Genomic DNA, 21,964 nt, shown 5'->3' with positions numbered 1-21,964 from the left:
CCCGCGCAAGGACCAGGGAGTCCCGAGTGGCCATCTCCGTCTTCGACCTCTTCTCGATCGGCATCGGCCCGTCGAGTTCGCACACGGTCGGCCCGATGCGGGCGGCCCGGCTGTTCGCCCGCCGGCTGAAGAACGAGGGCCTGCTGGCCCACACCGCCGCCGTACGGGCCGAACTCTTCGGCTCCCTCGGCGCCACCGGCCACGGCCACGGCACCCCGAAAGCGGTGCTCCTCGGCCTGGAGGGACACTCGCCGCGCACCGTCGACGTCGAGCGGGCCGACGGCGAGGTGGAGCGCATCCGCACCGCTCGACGGCTGCACCTCCTGGGCGCCGGGACAGGGCCCGGCCACGAGATCGCCTTCGACGCCGACGCCGACCTCGTCCTGCACCGCCGCCGGTCGCTGCCGTACCACGCGAACGGCATGACGCTGGCCGCGTACGACGCGGACGGCGGGACGCTGCTGGAGAAGACGTACTACTCGGTGGGCGGCGGCTTCGTCGTGGACGAGACCGCCGTCGGCGAGGACCGGATCAAGCTCGACGACACCGTGCTGAAGTACCCCTTCCGCACCGCCGACGAGATGCTGCGCCGCACCCGCGAGACGGGCCTGTCCCTGTCCTCGCTGATGCTGGAGAACGAGCGGGCCTGGCGCACGGAGGCGGAGATCCGCGCCGGGCTGCTGGAGATCTGGCAGGTGATGCGCGACTGCGTGGCCCGCGGCACCACCCGCGAGGGCATCCTCCCCGGCGGCCTGAAGGTCCGCCGCCGCGCCGCCGGCGAGGCCCGCCAACTGCGCGCGGCGGGTGCCCCTCATGGAAAGTCAGCGGCGCACGCGATGGAGTGGGTCACGCTCCACGCGATGGCGGTCAACGAGGAGAACGCCGCCGGCGGCCGCGTCGTCACCGCCCCCACCAACGGCGCGGCGGGCATCATCCCCGCGGTCCTGCACTACGCGACGGACTTCGTACCGGGCGCCGACGACGACACCGTCGTCCGCTTCCTCCTCGCGGCGGGCGCGATCGGCATGCTCTTCAAGGAGAACGCCTCCATCTCCGGCGCCGAGGTCGGCTGCCAGGGCGAGGTCGGCTCCGCCTGCTCCATGGCCGCCGGCGGCCTCGCCGAGATCCTGGGCGGCACCCCGGAACAGGTGGAGAACGCCGCGGAGATCGGCATCGAGCACAACCTGGGCCTGACCTGCGACCCGATCGGCGGCCTGGTGCAGATCCCGTGCATCGAGCGCAACGGCATGGCGGCGGTCAAGGCGATCACGGCGGCCCGGATGGCGCTGCGCGGTGACGGGCAGCACTTCGTCTCGCTCGACAAGGCGATCAAGACGATGAAGGAGACGGGTGCGGACATGAAGGTCAAGTACAAGGAGACGGCCCGCGGCGGCCTCGCGGTCAACGTGGTGGAGTGCTGACGAAACCCCGTCTGAAATCCGGGCCGCGACTCGTGGCAACGCCCGGCGATCCAGCCCGAATCGATGACGTCCCGCCGGATGGTGTAGCCGGTTAATGGACCGGAACGTGCAGGTCACGCCGGTGCTTCGACCGGCCGGGGCACTCCTGGCGCCCGGCCAGGCCATTTCGCGTGCGGCGCCCAGGGAGAGGTCACCGCGAGCCAGGCACCTGAGGGCGAAGCTCGTGATCGCTGACACCACCCTCGCGGGACGCGACCCACGCGGCGGTGCGACGTGCCAGATTCCGTCAAGGTTGCATGCAGAACCTGCCTGCATACTCGCGCAGATCCGGTCGCCGGTCGGTGCCGTGACCCCGGCACCCCGGCTGAAGGCGTCACGCAGATGCCGACGGATGCCCCCGACGCACGGCAGGAGAAGACCAATGCGCCTGATCATGGAGCCCTCGGACCGCCGGCGCATGCCAGCCGACTCGTGGTAAGCGGCCGGCGGCGCCAGACGGCAGCCCGGCTGAGGGCGATTGCCCTGGTGGGGCTGTTCGCGGTGGCTGCGTGCTCGGGTGGTGAGGGAGACGGGGACTCGCCCACTCGGCGCTCGGAGGAGGCCGCCGAGCGGGTGCGTCCGCTCGTCTCCCAGGAGAAGGCTCGGCAGATCCTCGCCAGGCACACGACGATCAACAACAAGGCCAACGCATCCTGGGACGCTGAAGGAGCGCGGAGCATTCAGTCCGGTCCGCTGCTGGAGCAGACCCTGGCGCAGTACCGGATGCTCCCGGAACTCGGCGAGAAGCAGCGGAAGGGGTACGGCACCCCGTTCGTCTGGGAGGACGTGGAGTTCTCCATCCCCGCGCGCGGCGACTGGTTCCTGGTCTCCGCCTCCGCCCGCGACAAGGGAGACACCGAGAAGCGGCCGGCGGTCCTGATATTCGAGCGGCAGGACGACGGCTCGTGGAAGATGCCGGTCGCGGTCTATCTCCACAAGGACAGCGAGCCCTTGCCGAAGCCAGCCCTGGACGACGCCGGCCTGCCCACCGTCGTAGACGCCGCTGCCCGTCGCGGTTCCACCCGCTTGGACCGCCTGGACGAGGCGATCACCGACCTGTACGCCACCGGCGGCACCGGCGACGGCAGTGGGCTCAAGGACAGCCCGAGCAAGCAGCAGATGCTCGCCACCCACCAGGAGCGGAACAAGAACTTCACCTGCGCCAACGCCGACCTGGAACCGCAGAAGACCCGCTATCCCAAGATCTACGCCCTGCAGACCCGCGACGGTGGTGTCTTCGCCCTCGTCAGCGCGGAATTCCGGCGAACAGAGACCACCAGCGGCTCTTCCTGCTGGATAGAGACGTCACCTCAGGTCGAAGCCCTCACCGGGCACAAGCGAGTGGACCAGGCCGATATCGACTACCTGCAGCAGAGCGCCGTTCACGTGGAGAAGACCGGAGCGGCGACGGTGACGGGCACGTACTGGGAGATCGTCAACGCCGCGGCCGCACCGTCTCCGGCCTGAGTTGGTGGCCCTGCCGCTGGGCAGCGGGGGTCAGTCCCCGGTGGAGGACGTCTCCCACAGGGCGCTCAGCGGGATGGCGCGGAAGCGCGGGCCGAAGGGGAGCGTCTGCTGCCCGGTGTAGAGCACGATTCCGGTCAGCAGGTCGTCGCCCAGGCGATCGGCGAGATGCCGCAGCCCCCGGAAGTCCTCGGCCCTGACGGTCGAGGCCGCCCTGACGTCGATCGCGACGACCACCAAGGTGCTCTTGCCGCACTGCCGCGCACCGTTGACCAGGACGACGCAGGTGTCTTCCAGCGCCTCCTCGACCGCGGTCGTTGCCCGGCGAGGGAGGATGTGCCCGATAGTTTGGCCGCAAGACCGATATTAATCTGGTCGCAGATGGCGTATTAGTTTAGCCGCACCTCATGACCCGAGCGGGCTCAGCGGCTCCCGGACCGGAGCGGGCGCGCCGAGGAGGGCCGGCCACCCTGAAGGCCCTGGTCCGACCAGCACGAACGCTGGCGGCGGCGCAGCGGCGGGGGCGCCGCAGTGCGCACCGCACTCGACGGCCCTGCGGCAGGGGCGGTCCGTACGCCAGTTGGCACCCGAGACGTGCGCTGCTGTGTGCTGCCGGCGAGAGGGCTGAGTCCTCTCTCCGCTACGGAGAGAGGTGCCGGCGCTGCGCCACGCTTTCATTAGGGTGTTGACCTGCGGGAACTCGCTGTCGCTTCGGAAGGGGGTGCACCGGTCTGCGCACCCATCGGCGCCCTGGTCCGTGCGCCTGTCGTTGCATCGGTCTGCACACCCATCGGTGCAGCTTGCCGGGGCTGGTCCGGATGGGGGCATGCTCTCAACCACGGGGGATGATGGGAGGATTGGGAGGCCCACGAGGGGAGATGTGATGGACCGCGGGGAGTGGGAGCCGCCGGCGCCGACGACGCCGCCAATGCCGCCGATGCCGGCAGAGTCGCCGGATGCGGGACGGGTGCCGCTCGTGGACTGGTTGCGCGCACCGCGGCCGGAGAGTGCCCCGCTGGGGGTGTGGAAGGCCAACTACGAGCCCCGCCCGGAGGAAGAGCCGGTGCGGATCCCGACAACACAACTCGCTGTAGGGGCGGGGCTGTCGGCGGTGGCGGCTTGGGTGCTCGGAGCCTTGTTGTGGAATGGGTACCTGGGCACTTACTGGTTGTGGCCGGTCTTGGCGCTCACTCCGGACGAGCTGCAGAGCGGTGTGCCATTCGTCATTATCTCGTACCTTTATTACGCGATTGCCCTTGCCGTTCTGCTTGGCTTTTTTGGTCGAATCGGAAATTGGGGTGAGTGCATTCGGCGTATTCGGGCATGGACGAATACGCAGAGGCAGGCTAGTGAGACTTTGCGTCCGCGAGTCCACGTGCCTGCGCCCGAGGATGATCCGGCGTCGTGGCGGGATCTCCGGCGGGATGGTGCGGTGCAGGAGGCGGATCAGCTCACGACCGAACTCCGGTCCGGGGCGGTCACGGACGTGGATCACGTGCGGATCGTGTATGCGTGGCGGCAGGCTCGGTCTGATCTCGCCCGTCGGGCGGCGGTGGCTGCGGAGATCCAGCGGCGTGGGGCCGGCGCGTGCGTGCACGGGTCGGGGGCTCGGGAGTTGCCGGCGCGTACGGGGCGGCACGACCTGACGGTGCGGCAGGTGCGGTTGGGTACGGCGGCTGACGTGCCGCGGAACCCGTACCCGTACCGCACGGCCGGGGTGGCGCTGGATCCCGGGCTGCTGTCGACGGGCTTACTGGTGGTCGGGCCGACCGGCTCGGGGAAGACCGCGCGGGTGGTGCGGCCGATCATCGAGTCGTTGTGTCTGCAGGCGTTGACGAGGCAGGCCGCGGTGGTGGTCGTGACGGACCGCGGGGATCAGTGCGCGCCGGCATCGTGGTTCGATGTGGTGATCGACGCGACGGCCGGCCCGTCGGGAGGCCGTGCCGGAATGCTTGATCTCTTCGGTGGGCGTACGGACGCGGACGAGGCGGGGGCGCTCGCCGCTGAGGCGCTCGTGGGGGATCTGAGCGGGTCTCTGCCGGGCGGGGAACTGCGGGCGGCGGCAACGGTCGTCGCTCAGCTGATCGGGCCGTACAGCGCCGAGTACGGGCGTTGGCCGGGGGTGGGTGACTTGCGGGACCTCCTTGAGGGGGCCGGTCACTTCGAGGAGTTGTGGGCCGTCCTGGAGGAGAAGGGGAAAGCTGCCGAGCTTCGCGAACTGGCCGCGGTGCGGCGGCAGATCGCGGCCGGCGGGGGCGTGGTGGCGCTGCTGGCCGACCGGCTGACGGTGCTGGACCGGCCGGCGCTGGCCGGGATCGTCACGCCGGAGGCGGGCGGCACGGCGCTGGACCGGCTCGATCTGCCGGTGCGGGTGCGGGTCGATCTGCCGGAGGGGGTGCACGCCCAAGCGGGCCGGGTCCTCACCCGGCTGATCATCGCGAAGTTCGCGGCCGACACGGCGCGGCGGAGGACCGGCGCCCCGTGGCCGTGTCTGGTGCTGGACGACGCGACCGGGGCGATCACCCCGCAGTCTCTGGAGTCACTGCAGCGTGCCCGCTCGGCAGGCTGCGGTGTCGTGGTGACGTTGCGGGCGTTGTCTGACGTCCCCGAGCCGCTACGTCAGCCGCTGGTGAGCGTGGCCGGGTGCCGGATCGTGTGCGCCGGCATCGCGCCGTGGGACGCGGCGCACTTCGCAGAGGCATGGGGCACTGAGGTGGTCGACGAGGTGACGACGACCGACCGGCAGATCCACGCCGACGAGCCGACACAGAAAATGATGTACGGGTTGCGGCGGCTCGCGACCGGCAAGCACGTCACGGTCCAGGCGGTGAGCACCCGTCGGGAGCGGCGGCAGCGGTGGCCGGCCGACGACTTGGCGACGGAGGTGCCCGGGGGGCACGCCGTCGTCTCCGTGACCGCGCCGGACGGGCAGCGGTCCTCACCCATCCTGATCCGGCTCGGCGGGTGAATAGTGAGGTAGATCGGAGTGACGGCGCTCAGGACGGCACCGGCACCCAGCCGTCGTCCCGTTCCTCCACCGGGTCGTCGTGGAGCCAGCAGGTTCCGGAGGTGTCTGGGTCGGCGGAGAGGATCGCGCCGATCGCGTAGAGGTGGTCTGGTGTGTAGCGGCGCGTCGGCATGTCGGGGGGCTTGTTCTTACTTGGTGTCGTCGCGCCGGGGCTTCGGCTTCGTGTCGTTGCGCTGGGTGTTGTTGCGACGGGTGCTGTGGGCGGCCATGCCTCCGGAGACGTCGCCGCCGGTGCTCTTCGACGGGCCGCTGACGGTGTTCGGGCGGTGGTCTCGGCGGTCGTGGGCGGCCATGCCCCCGATGACGCCGGCCGCCGCGGTGACGGGGGCGGCGGCGACGCCGGCGGCGGTACGGGCGCCGCGGCCGGTCTGCTGGAGGACACGCACGCTGTCGCCCCATCCGGGCAGGCGCGTGATGACCATGACGGTAAGTCCGAGGGCGATCACGGTGGTGGCGAGCGCGGTCACGATGTCGCCTTCTTCCTGCGCGATCGCCGCCATGCCGATCACCACGACCAAGAGCGGTTCGATCAGGATGAGTCCGACCATGACGGCGGCCCACCGCCGGGTGTGGCCCCACAGGTCCTTGTCGACCAGGCCGGCGTGGATCGGAATCCCGAAGAGCGCGCCGACGTAGAGGGCGAGGGTACTCAGCACCATCAGCATCAACACGGCGCCGCACAGGACGATGGTCACGAGGGACACGAGCATGAGGATGATGGGGCCGCCGTCCATCTCCCCCTTCTCCAGGACGCGCGCCAGCTCGGTGTAGACCGAGCCGTCCGCGCCCAGGCCCTTGCTGAGTGCGCGGGAGACGCCGGCGGTGGCTTGGACGACGACGTACAGCATGAGCGGGCTGAAGGCGGTGACGAGCACGGCCAGCCACAGCAGCCCGATCGCCTCCCCGAGCGCCTCCGTCATCGGCACACCGCGCACCGCGCGCTTGGCGACGGCCAGGAGCCACAGCAGGGTCACGAGGATGACGGAGGCGGCGAACACGACCGCGTACTGCCGCAGGAACCCCATGTTCGTGAAGTCGACGGTCTGCTGCCCTTCGTCGAGGACGTCGCCGACCTTCCGGGCGACCCACGCGGCCGAGTCCGCGACGGACTGAGCGAACCGGGCGAGCGGATCGGCCTCGGCGGGCAAGTCGCCGCCCCCGCCCCCTCCTCCACCCCCGCCGCCGTTGGCGCACTGATCGCGCATCGGGCCCGCGATCGCCTCGCACGGGTCGTCCTGCTGCCGGAACATCACGTCCCCCTCGTCGTCGCCGCCGCGGTGTGCGCGCCGCGCGGGCGGCGCGCACCCTGATATACGCGCAGGTGGGTGTCGCCGACCCTGGGGCGCGGTTTTGCCCTGTCCGGCGTGTCAGCGCAGCTCAGGACGTGTCTGGTGGCCTGTCGCGGCCTGTGCACGGGACACGTCGCCGCTAACGCCGTGACGTGTCGCGACGGGTGGGGGGCAGGAGTTCGGCAGGCCATGACACGAGGATGACAGGCTGGCGGAACAGTGACCACGTCAACGCGTCGGCCCCCGAGACCGAGCAACCCCCCGTGGCGGCGGCGGGCTTGACGGTGGGGGGTGCCGATCCTACGCTCCGCTCAGCATTGTGAACGTAGTTCGATATTCTGAACAGGTTCCTTCGACGGTGGCGCGCCTGCGCGCTCGGGAGCGCTCCCCCATACCGGAGATGTCATGGGCATGACTCCCCCAGCCGCGTCACGCCACCGGCGACTGCGCGTCGGCCTCCTCCTGGCCGTACTCGCCCTGCTCCTCGGCGGCGGCACCACGCTCGCGCCGCAGCAGGCGTCGGCCGTGCCGGCCATCGACACCGACGCGTCGTACGTCCTGGTCAACCGGAACAGCGGCAAGGCCCTCGACGTGCTGGACTTCTCGACGGCCGACGGGGCCCGGGTGGTCCAGTGGCCGGACCTCGACGGCGCCAACCAGCAGTGGCAGCTGGTCAAGCTGGGCTCCGACACGTTCACCAACCCCGTCAAACGCAACGGCCCCGACCCCTGGCTGCAGTACCACGACGGGTACTACTACCTGGCCACGACGACGTGGAACTCGACGATCACCATGCGCCGTTCCACGACCCTGGCCGGGCTTTCGGGCGCACCGGAGACGACGGTGTTCGACCTCGCCGGGCGGCCCGACGGCTGCTGCAACATGTGGGCACCGGAGTTCCACTTCATCGACGGCCCCAACGGCCCGCGCTGGTACCTGTACTACGTCGCCGGCCAGGACGTGCCCGACTACAACCCCACCCAGCGCCTGCACGTGCTGGAGAGCGAGGGCACCGACCCGATGGGCCCGTACCACTTCAAGGCCGACCTGGGGAACACCTGGGAACTCGACCCGAGCATCCTGCGCCACAACGGCCGCATCTACCTGCTGGGCAGCGCGATCGACGGCGAGCAGAGCCTGACCATCACCCCGCTGAGCAACCCGTGGACCCCCAGCGGCTCCCGGCGCACCATCAGCCAGCCGACGCTCTCCTGGGAGCGTCAGACCGGCGCCGTCAACGAAGGCGCCGAGGCGCTCTACCACGACGGCCGGACCATGATCGTCTACTCGGCCAGCGCCTGCTGGGGCCCCGACTACAAGCTGGGCCTGCTCACCCTCACCGGCAGCGACCCGCTCAACCGCGCGCACTGGACCAAGTCGCCCGACCCCGTCTTCCAGCGCAACGACTCCCACGGCGTCTACGCCCCCGGCCACAACGGGTTCTTCACATCACCCGACGGCAGCGAGGACTGGATCGTCTACCACGCCAACGACTCGGCCTCCGGCGGCTGCGACATGAACCGCTCCACCCGCGCCCAGAAGTTCACCTGGAACGCCGACGGCACCCCGGACTTCGGCACGCCGGTCAGAACCGGAGTCGCGCTCCCCGCACCCTCGGGCGAATGAACGGCGGCGGACCGAGCGGGACCGATCCACACCAGACGCCAAGGAGACGACCGTGACCCGAACCCCCCACCGCGACTCCGCCGCCACCACGCCGCCGAGCGCGCCGGCCGTCCCGCCGGCCGTCCCGCCGCCCGGCGCGTCCCGGCGCCGGCTGCTCCGCGCCGCGCTGGCGACCGGCGCCCTGGCGACCGCCTCCGTCGCCGGCGCGTCCGGGCTACGCCCCACGCCGGCCGGCGCCGCCCCGGCCGCGTACCCCTTCCCCGGCGCCGTGACCGGGGACACCGGCGTGCACGACCCGTCGTTCGTCAAGCGGCCCTCCGGCGGCTACCTCGTCGCCCACACCGGCGACGACATCGCCCTCAAGACGTCCGCCGACCGCACGGACTTCCGCAACGCCGGCAGCGTCTTCCCCGGCGGCGCGCCGTGGACCACCTCGTACACCGGCGGCAGCCGCAACCTGTGGGCTCCGCACCTGAGCCACGTGGGCGGCCGGTACCACCTCTACTACTCGGCCTCCACCTTCGGCTCCAACCGTTCGGCGATCTTCCTGGCGACCAGCTCCAGCGGCGACTCGGGTAGTTGGACGAACCAGGGCCTGGTCATCGAGTCCAGCGGCTCGAACGACTACAACGCCATCGACCCGCACCTCGCCGTGGACGCCGAGGGCCGCTGGTGGCTGGCCTTCGGCTCGTTCTGGTCCGGCATCAAGCTCATCCGGATCGACCCGGCGACCGGCAGGCGGCTGGACGACAGCATGGTCTCGATCGCCGGCCGCGGCGGCGGCGCCATCGAGGCGCCCACGATCTACCGGCGGGGCGGCTACTACTACCTCTTCGTCTCGTTCGACCTGTGCTGCCGCGGCGCGGACAGCACGTACCGGGTCATGGTCGGCCGGTCCACGGACATCGCCGGCCCTTACCGCGACCGCAACGGCACCGCGATGACCTCCGGCGGCGGCACCGAGATCATGGCCGGCCACGACAACATCCACGGCCCCGGCCACCAGGACGTCTTCGCCGACACCGACCACGACATCCTCGTCTACCACTACTACGCCGACAACGGCGCGGCCCTGCTGGGCATCAACTGGCTCGGCTGGGACGGCGACGGCTGGCCCTATGCCCACTGAGCCCGGTCGGCCGGGCGGACGCCGGGCCCGGGCCGGTTCGACGGCAACCATTCGACGGCCCAGCGGCCACTGACTTCGTGCGCGCGGGGGAAACCAACCCCTCCTGCGCGCATCCCCCCACAACACGAAGCAAGGAGAGTGGCGCGATGAGCCGCAGCAAGCGCACCCCCACCGGACACCCCCGCCGCCGGAGCAGAGCCGTTCGCACCCTGATCGCCGCCCCGCTGCTGGCGGCGCTCGGGTTCCTCGGCCATCTCGCGGTGCCCGCGCAGGCCGCGCTGGCACAGGCCTGGCAGTCCTGCGAGCAGTGGGGCAACTGGGAGTCGCCCGACGGCTACATCCTCTACAACAACATCTGGGGCTCCGGCGCCGGCAGCCAGTGCATCTCCGCGGAGTCGGCCCACACCTGGACGGTCGACGCCGACCACCCGGACACCGGCGGCATCAAGTCGTACCCCAACGCCAAGTGGATCGTGAACGAACCGGTCGGCCAGATCGACAGCCTCAGCAGCTCGTACGACGTCACCGTGCCGAGCAACGGCGCGTACAACACCACGTACGACGTGTGGGACGTCAACTACGACTACGAGGTCATGCTCTGGATGAACTGGATCGGACCCGTGGGACCGCTCGGCCAGCTCCAGACCACCGTCGCGCTCGGCGGCCACACCTGGGACGTTTACCGCGGGAACAACGGCAACAACGAGGTCTTCTCCTTCCTCCGACACGGCGACTCGACCGCCGGCCAGGTGGACCTCCTGGCCGTGCTCCGCTGGCTGAGCGACGAGGGCTGGTGGGGCGACGTGACCATCGGCGACGTCCAGTTCGGCTACGAGATCACCTCCGCGGCCGGCGGGCTGGAGTTCACCACGAACGACTTCGACGTCACCTCCGGCTGACCTTGGGCGGCGCGGCGGCGGGCGCCGGCCCGCCGCCGCGGCGGTGAGCCGGTTCGCGGAGGTCCGGTCGCGCGTTATTCGCTGGAACCGCCCTCGCGGGCGCTTCTACAGTGGCGGACCCCGACCATCGTCACGGAGCCGGCTCATGCGCGTGCACTACCCCCGTACACCGCATCTCCCGTGGTCCCCCGGGGCCGCCTCCGACGACGTACGGGCCGGTGACCTGTCCGGGCTGCTGGGCCGCGAGGTCGTGGTCACCGAGAAGCTCGACGGGGAGAACACCACCCTCTACGCCGACGGGCTCCACGCCCGGTCGCTGGATTCGGCGCACCACCCCTCGCGGGCGTGGGTGAAGGGCCTGCAGGGGCGGATCGGCGGGGGGATACCGCCGGGTTGGCGGGTGTGCGGGGAGAACGTCTTCGCGCGGCACTCGATCGCGTACGAGGACCTGGAGAGCTGGTTCTACGGCTTCTCCGTCTGGGACGGGGAGCGCTGCCTGGACTGGGACCGCACGGTCCGGTTCCTGCGGCGGCGGGGCGTTCCGGTGCCGCCGGTGCTGTGGCGGGGGGTGTTCGACGAGCGGGTGCTGCGGGCGTTGCCGCTGGACACCGTGCGCCAGGAGGGGTACGTGGTGCGCACCGTCGAGGGGTTCGGCCCGGGGGAGTTCGGGCGGCGGGTGGCCAAGTGGGTGCGCGGCGGACACGTACAGACCGATACGCACTGGATGCACGCCGCCGTCGTGGCGAACGGTCTGGGTCCGAAAGCCGCGCTGTGGGCGGTGCGTTCGGGCGGGGCCGCCGACGTGGCGGCCCTGTCGGCCGCGGTGGGCGTCGCCCCGGAGGATCCGCCCGCCGCCGAGGCCGCCGTCGCCGACGTGTCCGCCCGGCTGGACGCGCTCGGCCGGTACGGGGACGCCCGGCTGGCGGGGGTCCTGGCCGCGATGCTGCACGAGGCGCGCCGGGCGTGGCTCGCGCCCCGGCTCGCGGGGCCGCTGGGCATGCGGGGCGCACGTCACGTGGCCGACCTGGTGGGGCTGTCCGCCGGCCTGCGGCGTCCCTATCCGGACGGAGAGCGCCGGGCCGGTCTCGTACGCCTCTCGCTCGCCGCCGACCTGGCGGTGCTGCACGCGGTCGCGGGGGCGCTCGCGCGGGATGCCGGGGCGCGCGAGCATGTGGAGTGGTCGATGCTGCACGCCGAGGACGCCGGGCTGCTCGGCGAGTCGCCGCTGGAGCCGCTGCGCGCCGGGCTGCGGGAGGCACTCGACGGCCTGGGTTCCGACGCCGCCGACCGGTGCTGGGCCGAGGCGCGGGAGGCGTACGCCGACGGGCGGATCGCCTCCGTCGCGGAGGCGGTGGCGGTGAGCTGGCGGTGGCGCTCCGGGGCGTTCCCGCGGCTGGTCCATCTCGTCGGGCCGTCCGGCAGCGGCAAGAGCACGTTCGCCGGTGGCCTCGCCGGGACCGACGCGTACGTCTGCCTGGACGACCTGCGCGAGGCCCGGGGCGCGCGGGCCGACCAGGGGGCCAACGGCGAGGTCCTGCGCGAGGGGCTGGCACGGCTCGACGCGGCGCTGGCGGGCGGCGGGACCGTGGTGTGGGACGCCACGTCCCTGAGCCGGCACCAGCGGGCCGCGGTGCACAGGGTGGCACGGCGCCGCGACGCCCTGGTCACGCACGTGGTCGCGCTGGTCGGCGAGGACGAGCTGGTGCGGCGCAACCGGGGGCGGTCGCACCCGGTGCCGCCCGGGGTGCTCACCGCGCAGCTGCACCGGTTCGCCCCGCCCTACCCGGGCGAGGGGCACCGTACGTGGTACGTCGGGACGGGCGGAACGGTCGCCGACGCGAGCGGCGCCCTGGACGAGGCCGCGGCCGGCGGGGAGGCGTGATGCGTACGAGCGACGAGGTCTACCACCGGGTCCGCTGGGACCCGCGGTTCGATCCGGCCCGGTTCGTGCTGGGGATCAACCAGCGCGGGGCCGCGCCCAAGCGGGTCCCGCTGTCCTCCTTCGTCCCCGGCGGCGACATCCCGTGGCACCGGATCGTGTTCGTCGAGGCGGACGGCGAGGTGCTCTGGGACCGCGCCACCGGTGTCGACCGCATCGACGCGACGGACGCCGGCCGGGTACGCAGTCCACGCCTGCTGCGGGCGCCCTTCTTCACGGCGAGGACGCCCTTCCGGTGGGAACCGGACGCCGGCTGGCGCCCCGCGGGCGCTGTGCCGCCCGCGCCGGTGCCCGGCACGGCGACGGCGGATGTGCGCGTCCTCACCTGGAACACGCTGTGGGACCGGTACGACGGCGACCGCATCGACACCGCCAGGCGCCGCCCGCTGCTGCTCGCCGCCCTGGAGGACGCCGACGCGGACGTCATCGCGCTGCAGGAGGTCGAAGCCGGGCTCCTCACCATGCTCATGCGGGCCCCCTGGGTCCGCGCCGGCTACACCCTGGGCACGGATCCGGGCGGAAAGGACGTCGACGACAGCGGGCTGCTGCTGCTCAGCCGGCTGCCCGTACGGGAGGCGGGGTGGCACGTGCTCGGACGGCACAAGGCCGTCACCGCCGTCACCGTGGACACCGGCAGCGGTCCCCTCGTGGTGGCCGCGACCCACCTGAGCAGCGACCACTCCGACAACGGCGCCGGCCTGCGGCAGGCCCAACTCGCCCGGCTCGCCGAGGGACTCGGCGGCGTGGACGGCGACCTCGTGCTGGTCGGTGACTTCAACGACGGCGGTGCCGCGCCCGCCACCGCGCTCGGGCTGCGGGACGTCTGGACGGAGGTCCACGGCCCCGGCGACGGGACGCCCACGTTCGACCCGGGCGTCAACCCGCTGGCCGCGCTGTCCTCCCGGTCCGGCCGGGCCTCCCGGCTGGACCGGATCCTGCTGCGCCCGGGGCGGTTGTACGCGGCCGGGGCCTTCCTGCGGGGCGACTCGCCGACGGCGGACGGGCTCTACGTCTCGGACCACTACGGGGTGGCGGCGGACCTGCGGCCGGGCGCCGCCGAGCCCGCCGGGAACGGCCACGGCGCCTCGCCCGCCGCCCGCACCGCGCCGGCTCCCGGCGTCCTAGGCGGGCCAGGCGAGCCCGGCGGGCCCGCCGCGGAGCGCGAGGCGCAGAACGCCCGCACGCTGGAGATCGTGCGGCGCGTCTCCGGGGCACTCGCGGACGGAGTCGTCCACCTCGCCGGATCGAGGCGTATGGGCTGCGCCCCGGCCGGCGCGGACGTGGACCTGATCGCGGCGCTGCCCGGCACCGTCGACCCGGCCGGCGTCCGGGCACGGGTGGCCGCCGCGCTGCCGGACGCCACCCGGATGCGGCAGGTGACCGGCGCTCGCGTACCAGGCCTGCGGCTGCGCACCGGTGGTCTGGACGTCGACCTGGTGGTCGTCGCCACCGGAACGCTCGATCCCGGCGAAGCGGTGGCCCGGCGCACCGAGCTGGGCGAGGCCGCGGCGATCGCGCTGAGCGCGGTGAGTGACGCGGAGGCCGTACGGGCCGCGGTCGGCGACCGTCACACCGCCTTCGCCCGGCTCGCGACCCGGGTGAAGGCGTGGGCCGGGGCCCGGGGCCTCGACTCGGCCCCGTTCGGCGGGTTGCCGGGCCTGGCCTGGTCGGTGCTCGCGGCCCGTACCGTACGCGAGGCTGACGCAGCCGAGACCGAGGCCGGAGACGTAGCCGGGGCCGATGCCGGAGACGTAGCCGAAGCCGGAGACGCGGCCGATCCGGATCCGCTCCGCCACTTCTTCGGCACCTGGGCCGCCTGGGACTGGCGCCAGCCGGTCGGCCTCACGCCCGCCGCCGCGGGGCCGCAGGCGCCGGTGGTCCTCCTCACCTCCACCGACCCCGTCCGCAACTGCACCGGACACGTCACCACCGGCTACCGGGACCTGCTGACCGACGAGCTGTACCGCGCCTGGAGCATCCTGGAGCGGGCGGCCGAGACCGGCGCGGACCCCTGGCCCGAGCTGGTGTCGCCGCCGTCCCTGCACCGACGGCACGCGGCCTGGGCGGTCGTGACCGTGGACCCGGACCGTGCCGGGGAGTTCGAGGAGACCCTGGGGCGGGTCCGCGGGCGCCTGCGCGCGCTGCTCACCGCGCTGGCGGACGCCGGGGCGGCGGACGCGCACGCCTGGCCCCGCCCGTTCGAGACCGGGCCGGCGTTCGCGCGGTACGCGATCGGCCTCGGCCGCACCCCGCCCGACGCCGTCCGGCTCGCGGCGATCGCCGAAGAGTGGCGCAGGGGCCTGCGCGGCGTCGGCGTCGCCCGGGCGGAGCCGGACGGCGTACCGGCCCTGCGCTGACCTCCGGCCGCCCGGCCACCCGTACTCCGGCGTGGACAGGCAGCGGCTAGCCGTACTGCGGGGCCGGGGGCTCAGCCGGGCCCAGCCAGTCCTTCAGCCACGCGTCGTAGCTCTGCTGCCAGGCACTCTCGCTGGCCTGCTCCAGGGTGTCGTTGACCACCCGCAGCAGGTCGTCCGCCCCGTGCTTGACCGCGACGCCGTAGGAGACCTCGCCGACCTGCGGCCCGACCAGCCGGGTGCCGTCCTCCTGGGCGGCCAGGCCCGCGGCGAGGCCGCTGTCGGTCAGGACCGCGTCCACGCGGGAGAGCTGCAGCAGCATCAGGCAGTCCAGGGCGTTGGACCGCGCCCGCATCCATGCGCCGTACTCGTCCTGGCCCTCGCCGCTCAGCAGCTCGTAGCCGCTGGAGCCGTAGGCGGTGCACACCGTCTTGCCCTTCAGGGTGCGGTTGAAGCCGGTGATGTCGGAGTGCTCGGGGACCAGCACTCGCTGCCCGGTCTCGAAGTAGGGGCTGGAGAAGTCCACGGCCGGTTCCTCCGGGGTGCCCTGAAGCGCCCGACAGGTGATCGGCATGGCCTGCACCAGCACGTCCACCTCGCCGTCTGCCAGGGCCTGTTGGCGGCGGTCGATCGGGACGGTGCGGAACTCCACCGCCTCGCGGTCGCCGAGCAGGGAATCGGCCAGCTGCTTGACGAGGTCGATGTCGAAGCCCGCCAGCTCCCCCTCGTCGTCGCGGTGGCTCCACAGGTAGCTGTTCTGCGCCACCCCGGCGATCAGTGTGCCCCGCTCCTTGATCTTCTCGACGGCCGCTCCGTTCTGGCTGCCGCTCTCCGGGTCCGGGCTCACGGTGGTGTCGCAGTCCTCCTCGGCGGACGTTCCCTGCCGCGGGGTCTGTTCCGGCACCCTCGTCTGCGCCGCGGACTGCGCTCCCGCCGTCGGCGCCTGCTGCGGTGCGGCGCCGCTGACCGTGGGCACCGCCACCAGCGCGGCGGCGGCCAGCCACACCGCGGCCCGCCCCCCGGCCGCGCGGCGCCGGTTGCGTGGAGACGCGGCGCCCCGTGCCGGACCGCCGGACCCTGCGCCTACGTTCCTCACTGCCGTCTCCTCCCTCATCCCGCGGCGGAACCCGGCGGTCACCGGTACTCCGCCAGCCGCTGGCCGACGCCCAGGACCGCGCCCGCCACGCCGAGCAGGCAGAGCGCCGAGCCGCCGACGGGCAGTCCGGTGAGCGCGCCGCGCCCGCTCTCGACCTGCTCCTGGAACTGCTTCTGCTCGTGGTCCACCGCCGCGGCCAGCTTGCGGTCCGTGGCGGCGAAGCTGCGCTCGGTGGTGTCCTCGACGCCCTTGCCGTCGGCCTCCCCGCCGATGGTGCGGGCCAGGGCGGCCTCGTAGTCGCCCAGGTCGTCCTGCTTCCGGGCCTGGCTGTGCAGCTTCTTCCAGTCCTTCAGCTCCGCCCAGGCATCCGCCACCAGGTCCTGCCCGACCTCGTCCTCGGCCTGCCGCTCGGAGCGCTGCATCAGCCGCTGCCCCTTGTCCGTGTCGTCCATCGCACTCGCCCAGAAGTCGAACTCCCGGGAATAGGCGGCACCCTCCCCGCGCGCCACCAGGGCCATGTTCTCGTTCGCGCGGGCCTTCAGGCCGGCGATCCGGGACTGGGTCAGCAGCTGCACCGAGGCCGAGCCGTGGGTGTCGGAGTCCGCCAGCGAGGAGCGGGCCATGGTATGACCCGCCGTCAGCCAGACCAGGGAGACCAGCACCGTCCCGGCCGCCGCCACCAGACCCAGGTTGAGCCGCCGGTTGGTGGCCAGGTAGAGCCGGTAGGAGTAGAAGCCGATCACCGCCAGGACGAGCAGGCCGGCGCCGTAGGCGGCCCAGGGCGGCTCGGTGGCGTCGGCGCGGATCGCGGCCATCCGCCGGGTCTCCGCGTGGTACATGTCCTCGGCCGCCGGGAGCATGGTGGAGTGCATCTGCTCCGAGGCGTACCGCAGATAGGAGTTGCCGACCGGCTTGTTCTCGCGGTTGGCGGAGCGTGCCGCCTCCACCAGGCCGGTGTAGCCGGGCAGTTCCTTGTTGAGGATGGCGATCTGCCGCTGCGCGGCGAAGGAGTCCCCGGTGCGGGCCGCCTTGGAGAGCAGCCGGGAGGCGGTGCGGATATTCGCCTGATACTCGACGCGGTCCGCATGGGTCTCCTCGCTGCCCCGCAGGAAGCCCGCCGCCGCCGTGGCGTCCGCGTCCGCCAGCGAGCGGTAGATCTCCCCCACGTCCGCGCTCAGCGGCGCGGACTGCTCGGCCAGGTCCCCGGCCGCCGTCTGGCGCTCGTGCACCGCCGTGGCCAACAGGGCTCCGAAGAGCACCGTCACCAGCGTCACGATCAGCCCCGCCAGCCGCAACCGGGCCGGTGGGGAACCCGTACCGACGATCCCCCACACCGCGGAGGCCGCCACCCGCATCCTCCCGCGCCGCCGTTCCGGAACAGCCTGCGAGGCCGCCGTCATCGGCGCGGACACGTGCACGGATGCATCCGGTCCGGACGCGCCCCCGCTCCCGTCGGTGTCACCACACCGGCCCTCCCCCTCGCCGCCCGACTTGCCGCCCGGCAGTTGCCGTCAAATTCCCCGCCCAGTACCGCTGTTGGGAACACTAGTGCTTCCATCCCGGCGGGGCACTACGCTGACGGAATGTCCACCGGGGGAGACCGTACACACGCATGGGATCGACGCAGGTTCCTGGGAGCCCTGGCCGCGGGCACGCTGACACCCGCCGCCCTGGCCGCCTGCGGTGCCGACGGGGAACCGGGCCTGGCGACGGCCGCGGCGAAGGACCGGGGGACCATCACCATCGGCTATGTGGCCTGGGACGAGGCCATCGCGGTCACCGAGCTGTGGAAGCAGCTGCTTGAATCCAAGGGCTACCGGGTCGAGGCCGTACAGAAGGACGCCGTTCCCGACCTGTTCCGCGGGGTGGCCGAGGGCCAGTTCGACGTCTTCATGGACGCCTGGCTGCCGAGCGTCCACACCGAGGAATGGGCGCGGTACGGCGGCTCGACGGTGGACCTCGGCCCCTGGTACGAGCCCGGCGATCTGGGCCTGGCCGTGCCCGACTACGTGGACGAGGTCGAATCCCTGGTCGATCTGCCGGAGTACGCCGACCTCTTCGACGGGACGATCGTCGGCATCGAGCCGACCGCTGGTCTGACCAGGACCATCGACAAGTCGGTGATCCCGGAGTATGGACTGACCGATACGTACCGCCAGCAGGCCAAGGACACCGGCACCATGCTGCAGGCCCTGGACACCGCCTACGCCGCGAAGCGCCCCGTCCTGGTGGGCATGTGGCGCCCCCACTGGGCGTTCTCCAAGTACGACATCCGCTACCTCGATGACCCCGCCGACGCCTTTGGCGACCCCGACAAGCTCCACACGATCGTCTCCCGAGAGTTCCACGGCCGACGCGACAACGAAGCCCTGGAGTGGCTGCGGAACTTCCGGGTGACGCCGGATCAGCTACAGGGCCTGGAGGCCGCGATCCAGGACGCCGGCGGCGCGGAGCACAAATCCGCCGCGGTGGAGAGCTGGATCGGCGGCAACGAACCCCTCGTCAAGCAGTGGCTCCCGATCTGACCCGATCGGGCAAGGGGGTCACGCCTTCCTGGCGATGAGGCCCAGGCACGACGCCTCGGCATCGGTGTAGAGGGGGACGGCCGGTTCCTCGGCGGTGTCCGGCGACCAGCGGTTGACCGGCAGGATGCCCGGCGGCAGCAGCTCCAGGCCGAGGGCGTCGACCAGCTCCTGCAGCGCCCGCGCGTCGCGGGCCTGCGCGGGCAGGCCCTGGCTGCGGTAGAGCTGGACGGCGGCCTCGACCTCCGCGGGGGCGAACTCGGCGGTGACGTGGCTGAGGACGAGGTGGCTGCCGGCGGGCAGCGGGGCCATCAGGGCGGAGATGATGCGCTCCGGGTCGTCCTCGGTGGTGATGAAGTGCATGATCGCCAGGAGGTTCACCGCCACCGGCCGGGAGAGGTCGAGGGCCGGTTCGGGGCCGGTCATGCAGGGGTGGCCGAGGATGCCCTCGGGCCGGCGCAGGTCGCCCTGGATGTAGTCGATGCGGCCCTCGGCGGTGGAGTTCATCAGCGCACGGGCGTGCGCGAGCACCACGGGATCATGGTCGGTGTAGAGGATGCGTGCCTCGGGCAGGACGGCCTGGGCGATCTGGTGGACGTTCGGCGAGGTGGGGATGCCGGTGCCGATGTCGAGGAACTGGTGGACGCCGAGGGTGGCCAGGCGCTCGACGGCCAGGTGCATGAAGCGCCGGTTGGCGCGGGCGGCCTTGCGTACGCCCGGCCAGGCCCCGACGACCTTCTCGGCGGTCTGCCGGTCCGGCGCGTAGTGGTCCTTGCCGCCGAGGTAGTAGTCGTACATGCGCGCCGTCTGCGGCTTCGTGAAGTCGATCTCGGGCGGGATCCAGGAGGTCCCGACAGCGGTGCTCAGCCAGGCCGCCTCGCCGTTCTCGGTGGTCACATGTACTCCTGTACGCCGTCAGATGAAACGACCTTGCCATACGCGGTGCGGTGGCGTCTCGTACACCCCTCCCCCACGGGAGAGTTGACCGAATCGCGGCCGGGCCGGCGGACCGGCCGGCCCGTCCAGTTGACAAGATGTCCTGACAAACCTCTTGCACCGGCCTCCGGTCTGGCATAGAACGGTGAGGTCGTGAGCCTCATCGAGCGGGCTCACCACGTATGTCAAGGGGAGGCCAGCGGTGACGAACTCGGCGCAGGGGGACAGCACGCGGGGCGGCAGAGCGCAACCCGCGGCGGCGCGGGAAGCGGAGAGATCAGGGCCGAGCCGGCGGTTCGTGTCGGCGGCGCTGGTGTCCGGCGTCGTCGGTACGGCGCTCGGCGCGATGGCGCCGTCGGCATGGTCGGAGGAGTGGAGCGTGCCGCGCCCGCGCCGGGCGCCGGGCGAGCAGGGGCCCGCCCACAACGACGTGCTCTTCGTCGGCGCGCACCCGGACGACGAGGCCGGCAACCTCTCGACCTTCGGGCAGTGGCGCGAGCAGTACGGGCTGAGCACCGGCGTGCTCACCGTCACCCGCGGCGAGGGCGGCGGCAACGCGGTCGGCCCGGAGGAGGGTCCGCCGCTCGGGCTGATCCGGGAGGACGAGGAGCGCGAGGCGGTCGGCCTCGCCGGCATCGACAACATCTACTACCTCGACAAACCGGACTTCTGGTACACGCTCTCCGGCCCGCTGACGGCCGCGATCTGGGACACGGACGACACGCTGGAGCGCATCGTCCGGCTGATCCGCGCCACCACGCCCGACACGGTCGTGACCATGGACCCGCGCCCCTTCAACCAGCACGGCGGCCACCAGCTGTCCGCGCGGCTGGCGATCGAGGCGTTCTTCCTCGCCGGCGACTCGCGCGCGTTCCGCTCGCAGATCACCGAGGAGGGCTACCGACCGCACCGGCCGCGGCTGCTGCTCGCGCAGAACTACGGCTTCGGCAGCCTCCTCGGCCCGGACGCCCCGAAGCAGCGGCGGACGGACCGCGCCAGCGGGCTGCCGGTCTTCGGCGTCTTCTCCGGCGTGCGCAGCGAGGAGCACGGCACGAGCTGGGCGCAGGTGGAGCGGGACGCCGGCCGCAAGTACGTCACGCAGGGCTGGGCCGCGCGGCCGCCGCAGGTGCCGACCGACCCCGAGGAGCTGGGCTCCGACTGGTACACGGTGCTGGCGGCGAACGGCAGGGCGGTGAAGTCGAAGGTGCGCCCGCAGAGCGGGCTGCGCCCGCTGTACGCGGAGTGGCGCGACTGGACGCGGCGCGTCGGCCTGCCGTGGCTGGCCAACGACGCGCAGCCGGACTACCCCGCGGCCCCGGCCACGACGATCCCCGAGGTCGCCACCGCCCCTGTGCTCGACGGCGTGGAGCGCGCCGGCGAGTACCCGGGCCCCGAACTGCCGCTGGTGTTCTGGCAGGGCGAGGAGACCGGCGCGGCGGACGTCTCGGGGACGGCGAAGCTGTCGCGGCACGGGGACGACCTGTACGTGTTCGTCAAGGTCACCGACGAGCGCAAAGGCACGGCGCTGGAGGAGAGCGACGCCAAGCGCCACTGGCGTACCGACTCCGTCGAGATCACCCTCGACCCGCGCGGCACGGCCGACGACACCTCGACCACCTTCAAGACGGGCATCTTCCCGTTCACCGCGGACGGCGGCGGCGCGGCGGCCGAGCGCGACGGCGACAACCGGCAGGGCCCGGCGGCCACCACGGCGCCCGGGATGCGGGTCGTCTCCGTGGTCTCGGACCCGTACGACGGCTACACGATCGAGGCGAAGATCGCGCTGGCCGACCTGCCCGCCGCCGCGGACCCGGCGAAGTTCGCGCTCAACGTCCTCGTGTACGACTCGGACACCGACGACAAGACGGGCCAGACCCGGCTGGCGTGGTCCCCGTACGGCAGCGCCCAGGCCGACCCGTACGTCTGGGGCAACGCCGCGCTGGAGGGCTACACCCCGCCGCCGGACCGGCCCACGGAGCCGGCGGAGCCGGAGATCCCGAAGGACGCGGCGCGCAGCGAGGACTCGCCGGCGGCGGTGGCCCAGTCGAACCGCACCGGCGTCCCGCTGGCGGTCGGCCCCCGCGAGCGCCCCTGAGGCACCCGAGGCACCCGGCGGGCGCGCTGCCGAGGCGCGCCCGCCGGCCGTACGGTCCATGCCCCGCCGGGCTCCGGCGGGGCACGGTCGTGCGCCCCGGGCGCCGCCCGGCCCCGTAGCGGCGCCC

At 72.6% G+C, this 21,964-nt stretch carries 16 protein-coding genes; 10 read left to right on the top strand and 6 right to left on the bottom strand.

Going from position 1 to position 21,964, the window contains the following annotated elements; genetic code table 11:
• Positions 1-26: 26 nt before the first annotated feature.
• Positions 27-1,421, top strand: coding sequence for an L-serine ammonia-lyase (locus T328_RS29085; RefSeq protein WP_496499185.1), 1,395 nt, complete (start codon positions 27-29; stop codon positions 1,419-1,421).
• Positions 1,422-2,033: 612 nt separating this feature from the next.
• Positions 2,034-2,927, top strand: a complete 894-nt coding sequence (locus T328_RS29080) for a DUF8094 domain-containing protein (RefSeq protein WP_496499184.1) — start codon at positions 2,034-2,036, stop codon at positions 2,925-2,927.
• A gap of 30 nt (positions 2,928-2,957) precedes the next feature.
• Here T328_RS29080 and T328_RS29075 read toward each other — a convergent pair whose 3' ends face one another.
• A complete protein-coding gene (locus tag T328_RS29075) occupies positions 2,958-3,161 on the bottom strand; it encodes a DUF4143 domain-containing protein (protein ID WP_496499183.1) in 204 nt (67 codons plus the stop codon).
• 646 nt (positions 3,162-3,807) lie between these two features.
• Between T328_RS29075 and T328_RS29070 the strand changes: the two genes are divergently transcribed.
• Positions 3,808-5,892 carry a type IV secretory system conjugative DNA transfer family protein gene (locus T328_RS29070; RefSeq protein ID WP_496499182.1) on the top strand — a complete coding sequence of 695 codons (2,085 nt, stop codon included), beginning with the start codon at positions 3,808-3,810 and terminating at the stop codon, positions 5,890-5,892.
• Positions 5,893-5,920: 28 nt separating this feature from the next.
• On the opposite strand, the gene T328_RS29065 is transcribed toward T328_RS29070, so the two are convergent.
• Both T328_RS29065 and T328_RS29060 read right to left on the bottom strand, forming a co-directional pair.
• Positions 5,921-6,064: a hypothetical protein gene (locus T328_RS29065; RefSeq protein ID WP_496499181.1), complete on the bottom strand. Its 144-nt coding sequence runs from the start codon at positions 6,062-6,064 to the stop codon at positions 5,921-5,923.
• 16 nt (positions 6,065-6,080) lie between these two features.
• Positions 6,081-7,202, bottom strand: a complete 1,122-nt coding sequence (locus T328_RS29060; protein WP_496499180.1) for a hypothetical protein — start codon at positions 7,200-7,202, stop codon at positions 6,081-6,083.
• 450 nt (positions 7,203-7,652) lie between these two features.
• Between T328_RS29060 and T328_RS29055 the strand changes: the two genes are divergently transcribed.
• The 5 genes from T328_RS29055 to T328_RS29035 all read left to right on the top strand — a co-directional run bounded on the left by T328_RS29055 (position 7,653) and on the right by T328_RS29035 (position 15,191).
• Entirely contained in the window at positions 7,653-8,867 is a 1,215-nt protein-coding gene (locus T328_RS29055; RefSeq protein ID WP_496499179.1) for a glycoside hydrolase family 43 protein, read from the top strand.
• 52 nt (positions 8,868-8,919) lie between these two features.
• Positions 8,920-9,996 (top strand): arabinan endo-1,5-alpha-L-arabinosidase, encoded by a 1,077-nt coding sequence (locus tag T328_RS29050; RefSeq protein ID WP_496499178.1) that lies wholly within the window; start codon positions 8,920-8,922, stop codon positions 9,994-9,996.
• A gap of 146 nt (positions 9,997-10,142) precedes the next feature.
• Positions 10,143-10,895, top strand: coding sequence for a GH12 family glycosyl hydrolase domain-containing protein (locus tag T328_RS29045; RefSeq protein ID WP_496499177.1), 753 nt, complete (start codon positions 10,143-10,145; stop codon positions 10,893-10,895).
• Between the two features lie 145 nt (positions 10,896-11,040).
• Complete coding sequence (locus T328_RS29040; RefSeq protein WP_496499176.1) at positions 11,041-12,777, top strand: RNA ligase family protein; 1,737 nt, start codon at positions 11,041-11,043, stop codon at positions 12,775-12,777.
• Positions 12,777-15,191, top strand: a complete 2,415-nt coding sequence (locus tag T328_RS29035) for an RNA repair domain-containing protein (protein WP_496499175.1) — start codon at positions 12,777-12,779, stop codon at positions 15,189-15,191. The genes T328_RS29040 and T328_RS29035 overlap by 1 nt, the downstream gene beginning before the upstream one ends.
• 46 nt (positions 15,192-15,237) lie before the next feature.
• Here the strand turns inward: T328_RS29035 and T328_RS29030 are convergent, their stop codons facing one another.
• Complete coding sequence (locus tag T328_RS29030) at positions 15,238-16,284, bottom strand: transporter substrate-binding domain-containing protein (RefSeq protein ID WP_496499174.1); 1,047 nt, start codon at positions 16,282-16,284, stop codon at positions 15,238-15,240.
• 38 nt (positions 16,285-16,322) lie between these two features.
• Positions 16,323-17,633 carry a GlnX family signal transduction membrane protein gene (locus T328_RS29025; protein ID WP_496499173.1) on the bottom strand — a complete coding sequence of 437 codons (1,311 nt, stop codon included), beginning with the start codon at positions 17,631-17,633 and terminating at the stop codon, positions 16,323-16,325.
• Positions 17,634-17,867: 234 nt separating this feature from the next.
• On the opposite strand from T328_RS29025, the gene T328_RS29020 reads away from it, so the two are divergent.
• Positions 17,868-18,809: a glycine betaine ABC transporter substrate-binding protein gene (locus tag T328_RS29020; RefSeq protein ID WP_496499172.1), complete on the top strand. Its 942-nt coding sequence runs from the start codon at positions 17,868-17,870 to the stop codon at positions 18,807-18,809.
• An 18-nt stretch (positions 18,810-18,827) separates the two neighbouring features.
• On the opposite strand, the gene T328_RS29015 is transcribed toward T328_RS29020, so the two are convergent.
• Positions 18,828-19,703 (bottom strand): SAM-dependent methyltransferase, encoded by an 876-nt coding sequence (locus T328_RS29015; RefSeq protein WP_496499171.1) that lies wholly within the window; start codon positions 19,701-19,703, stop codon positions 18,828-18,830.
• Positions 19,704-19,944: 241 nt separating this feature from the next.
• On the opposite strand from T328_RS29015, the gene T328_RS29010 reads away from it, so the two are divergent.
• The gene (locus T328_RS29010; protein WP_496499170.1) at positions 19,945-21,837 is read left to right on the top strand and encodes a sugar-binding protein; all 1,893 of its coding nucleotides are present in this window, start codon (positions 19,945-19,947) and stop codon (positions 21,835-21,837) included.
• Positions 21,838-21,964 lie beyond the last annotated feature (127 nt).

This window comes from Streptomyces sp. CNX435 (assembly GCF_059570575.1).
This window is presented reverse-complemented; position numbering and strand designations above follow the sequence as displayed.

What these genes read in the sequence shown, in the direction of transcription:
- T328_RS29070 (WP_496499182.1), top strand. Translation starts at nt 3,808, where the DNA reads ATGGACCGCGGGGAGTGGGAGCCGCCGGCGCCGACGACGCCGCCAATG.
- T328_RS29065 (WP_496499181.1), bottom strand. Translation starts at nt 6,064, where the DNA reads ATGCCGACGCGCCGCTACACACCAGACCACCTCTACGCGATCGGCGCG.
- T328_RS29060 (WP_496499180.1), bottom strand. Translation starts at nt 7,202, where the DNA reads ATGTTCCGGCAGCAGGACGACCCGTGCGAGGCGATCGCGGGCCCGATG.
- T328_RS29055 (WP_496499179.1), top strand. Translation starts at nt 7,653, where the DNA reads ATGACTCCCCCAGCCGCGTCACGCCACCGGCGACTGCGCGTCGGCCTC.
- T328_RS29045 (WP_496499177.1), top strand. Translation starts at nt 10,143, where the DNA reads ATGAGCCGCAGCAAGCGCACCCCCACCGGACACCCCCGCCGCCGGAGC.
- T328_RS29040 (WP_496499176.1), top strand. Translation starts at nt 11,041, where the DNA reads ATGCGCGTGCACTACCCCCGTACACCGCATCTCCCGTGGTCCCCCGGG.
- T328_RS29035 (WP_496499175.1), top strand. Translation starts at nt 12,777, where the DNA reads ATGCGTACGAGCGACGAGGTCTACCACCGGGTCCGCTGGGACCCGCGG.
- T328_RS29020 (WP_496499172.1), top strand. Translation starts at nt 17,868, where the DNA reads ATGTCCACCGGGGGAGACCGTACACACGCATGGGATCGACGCAGGTTC.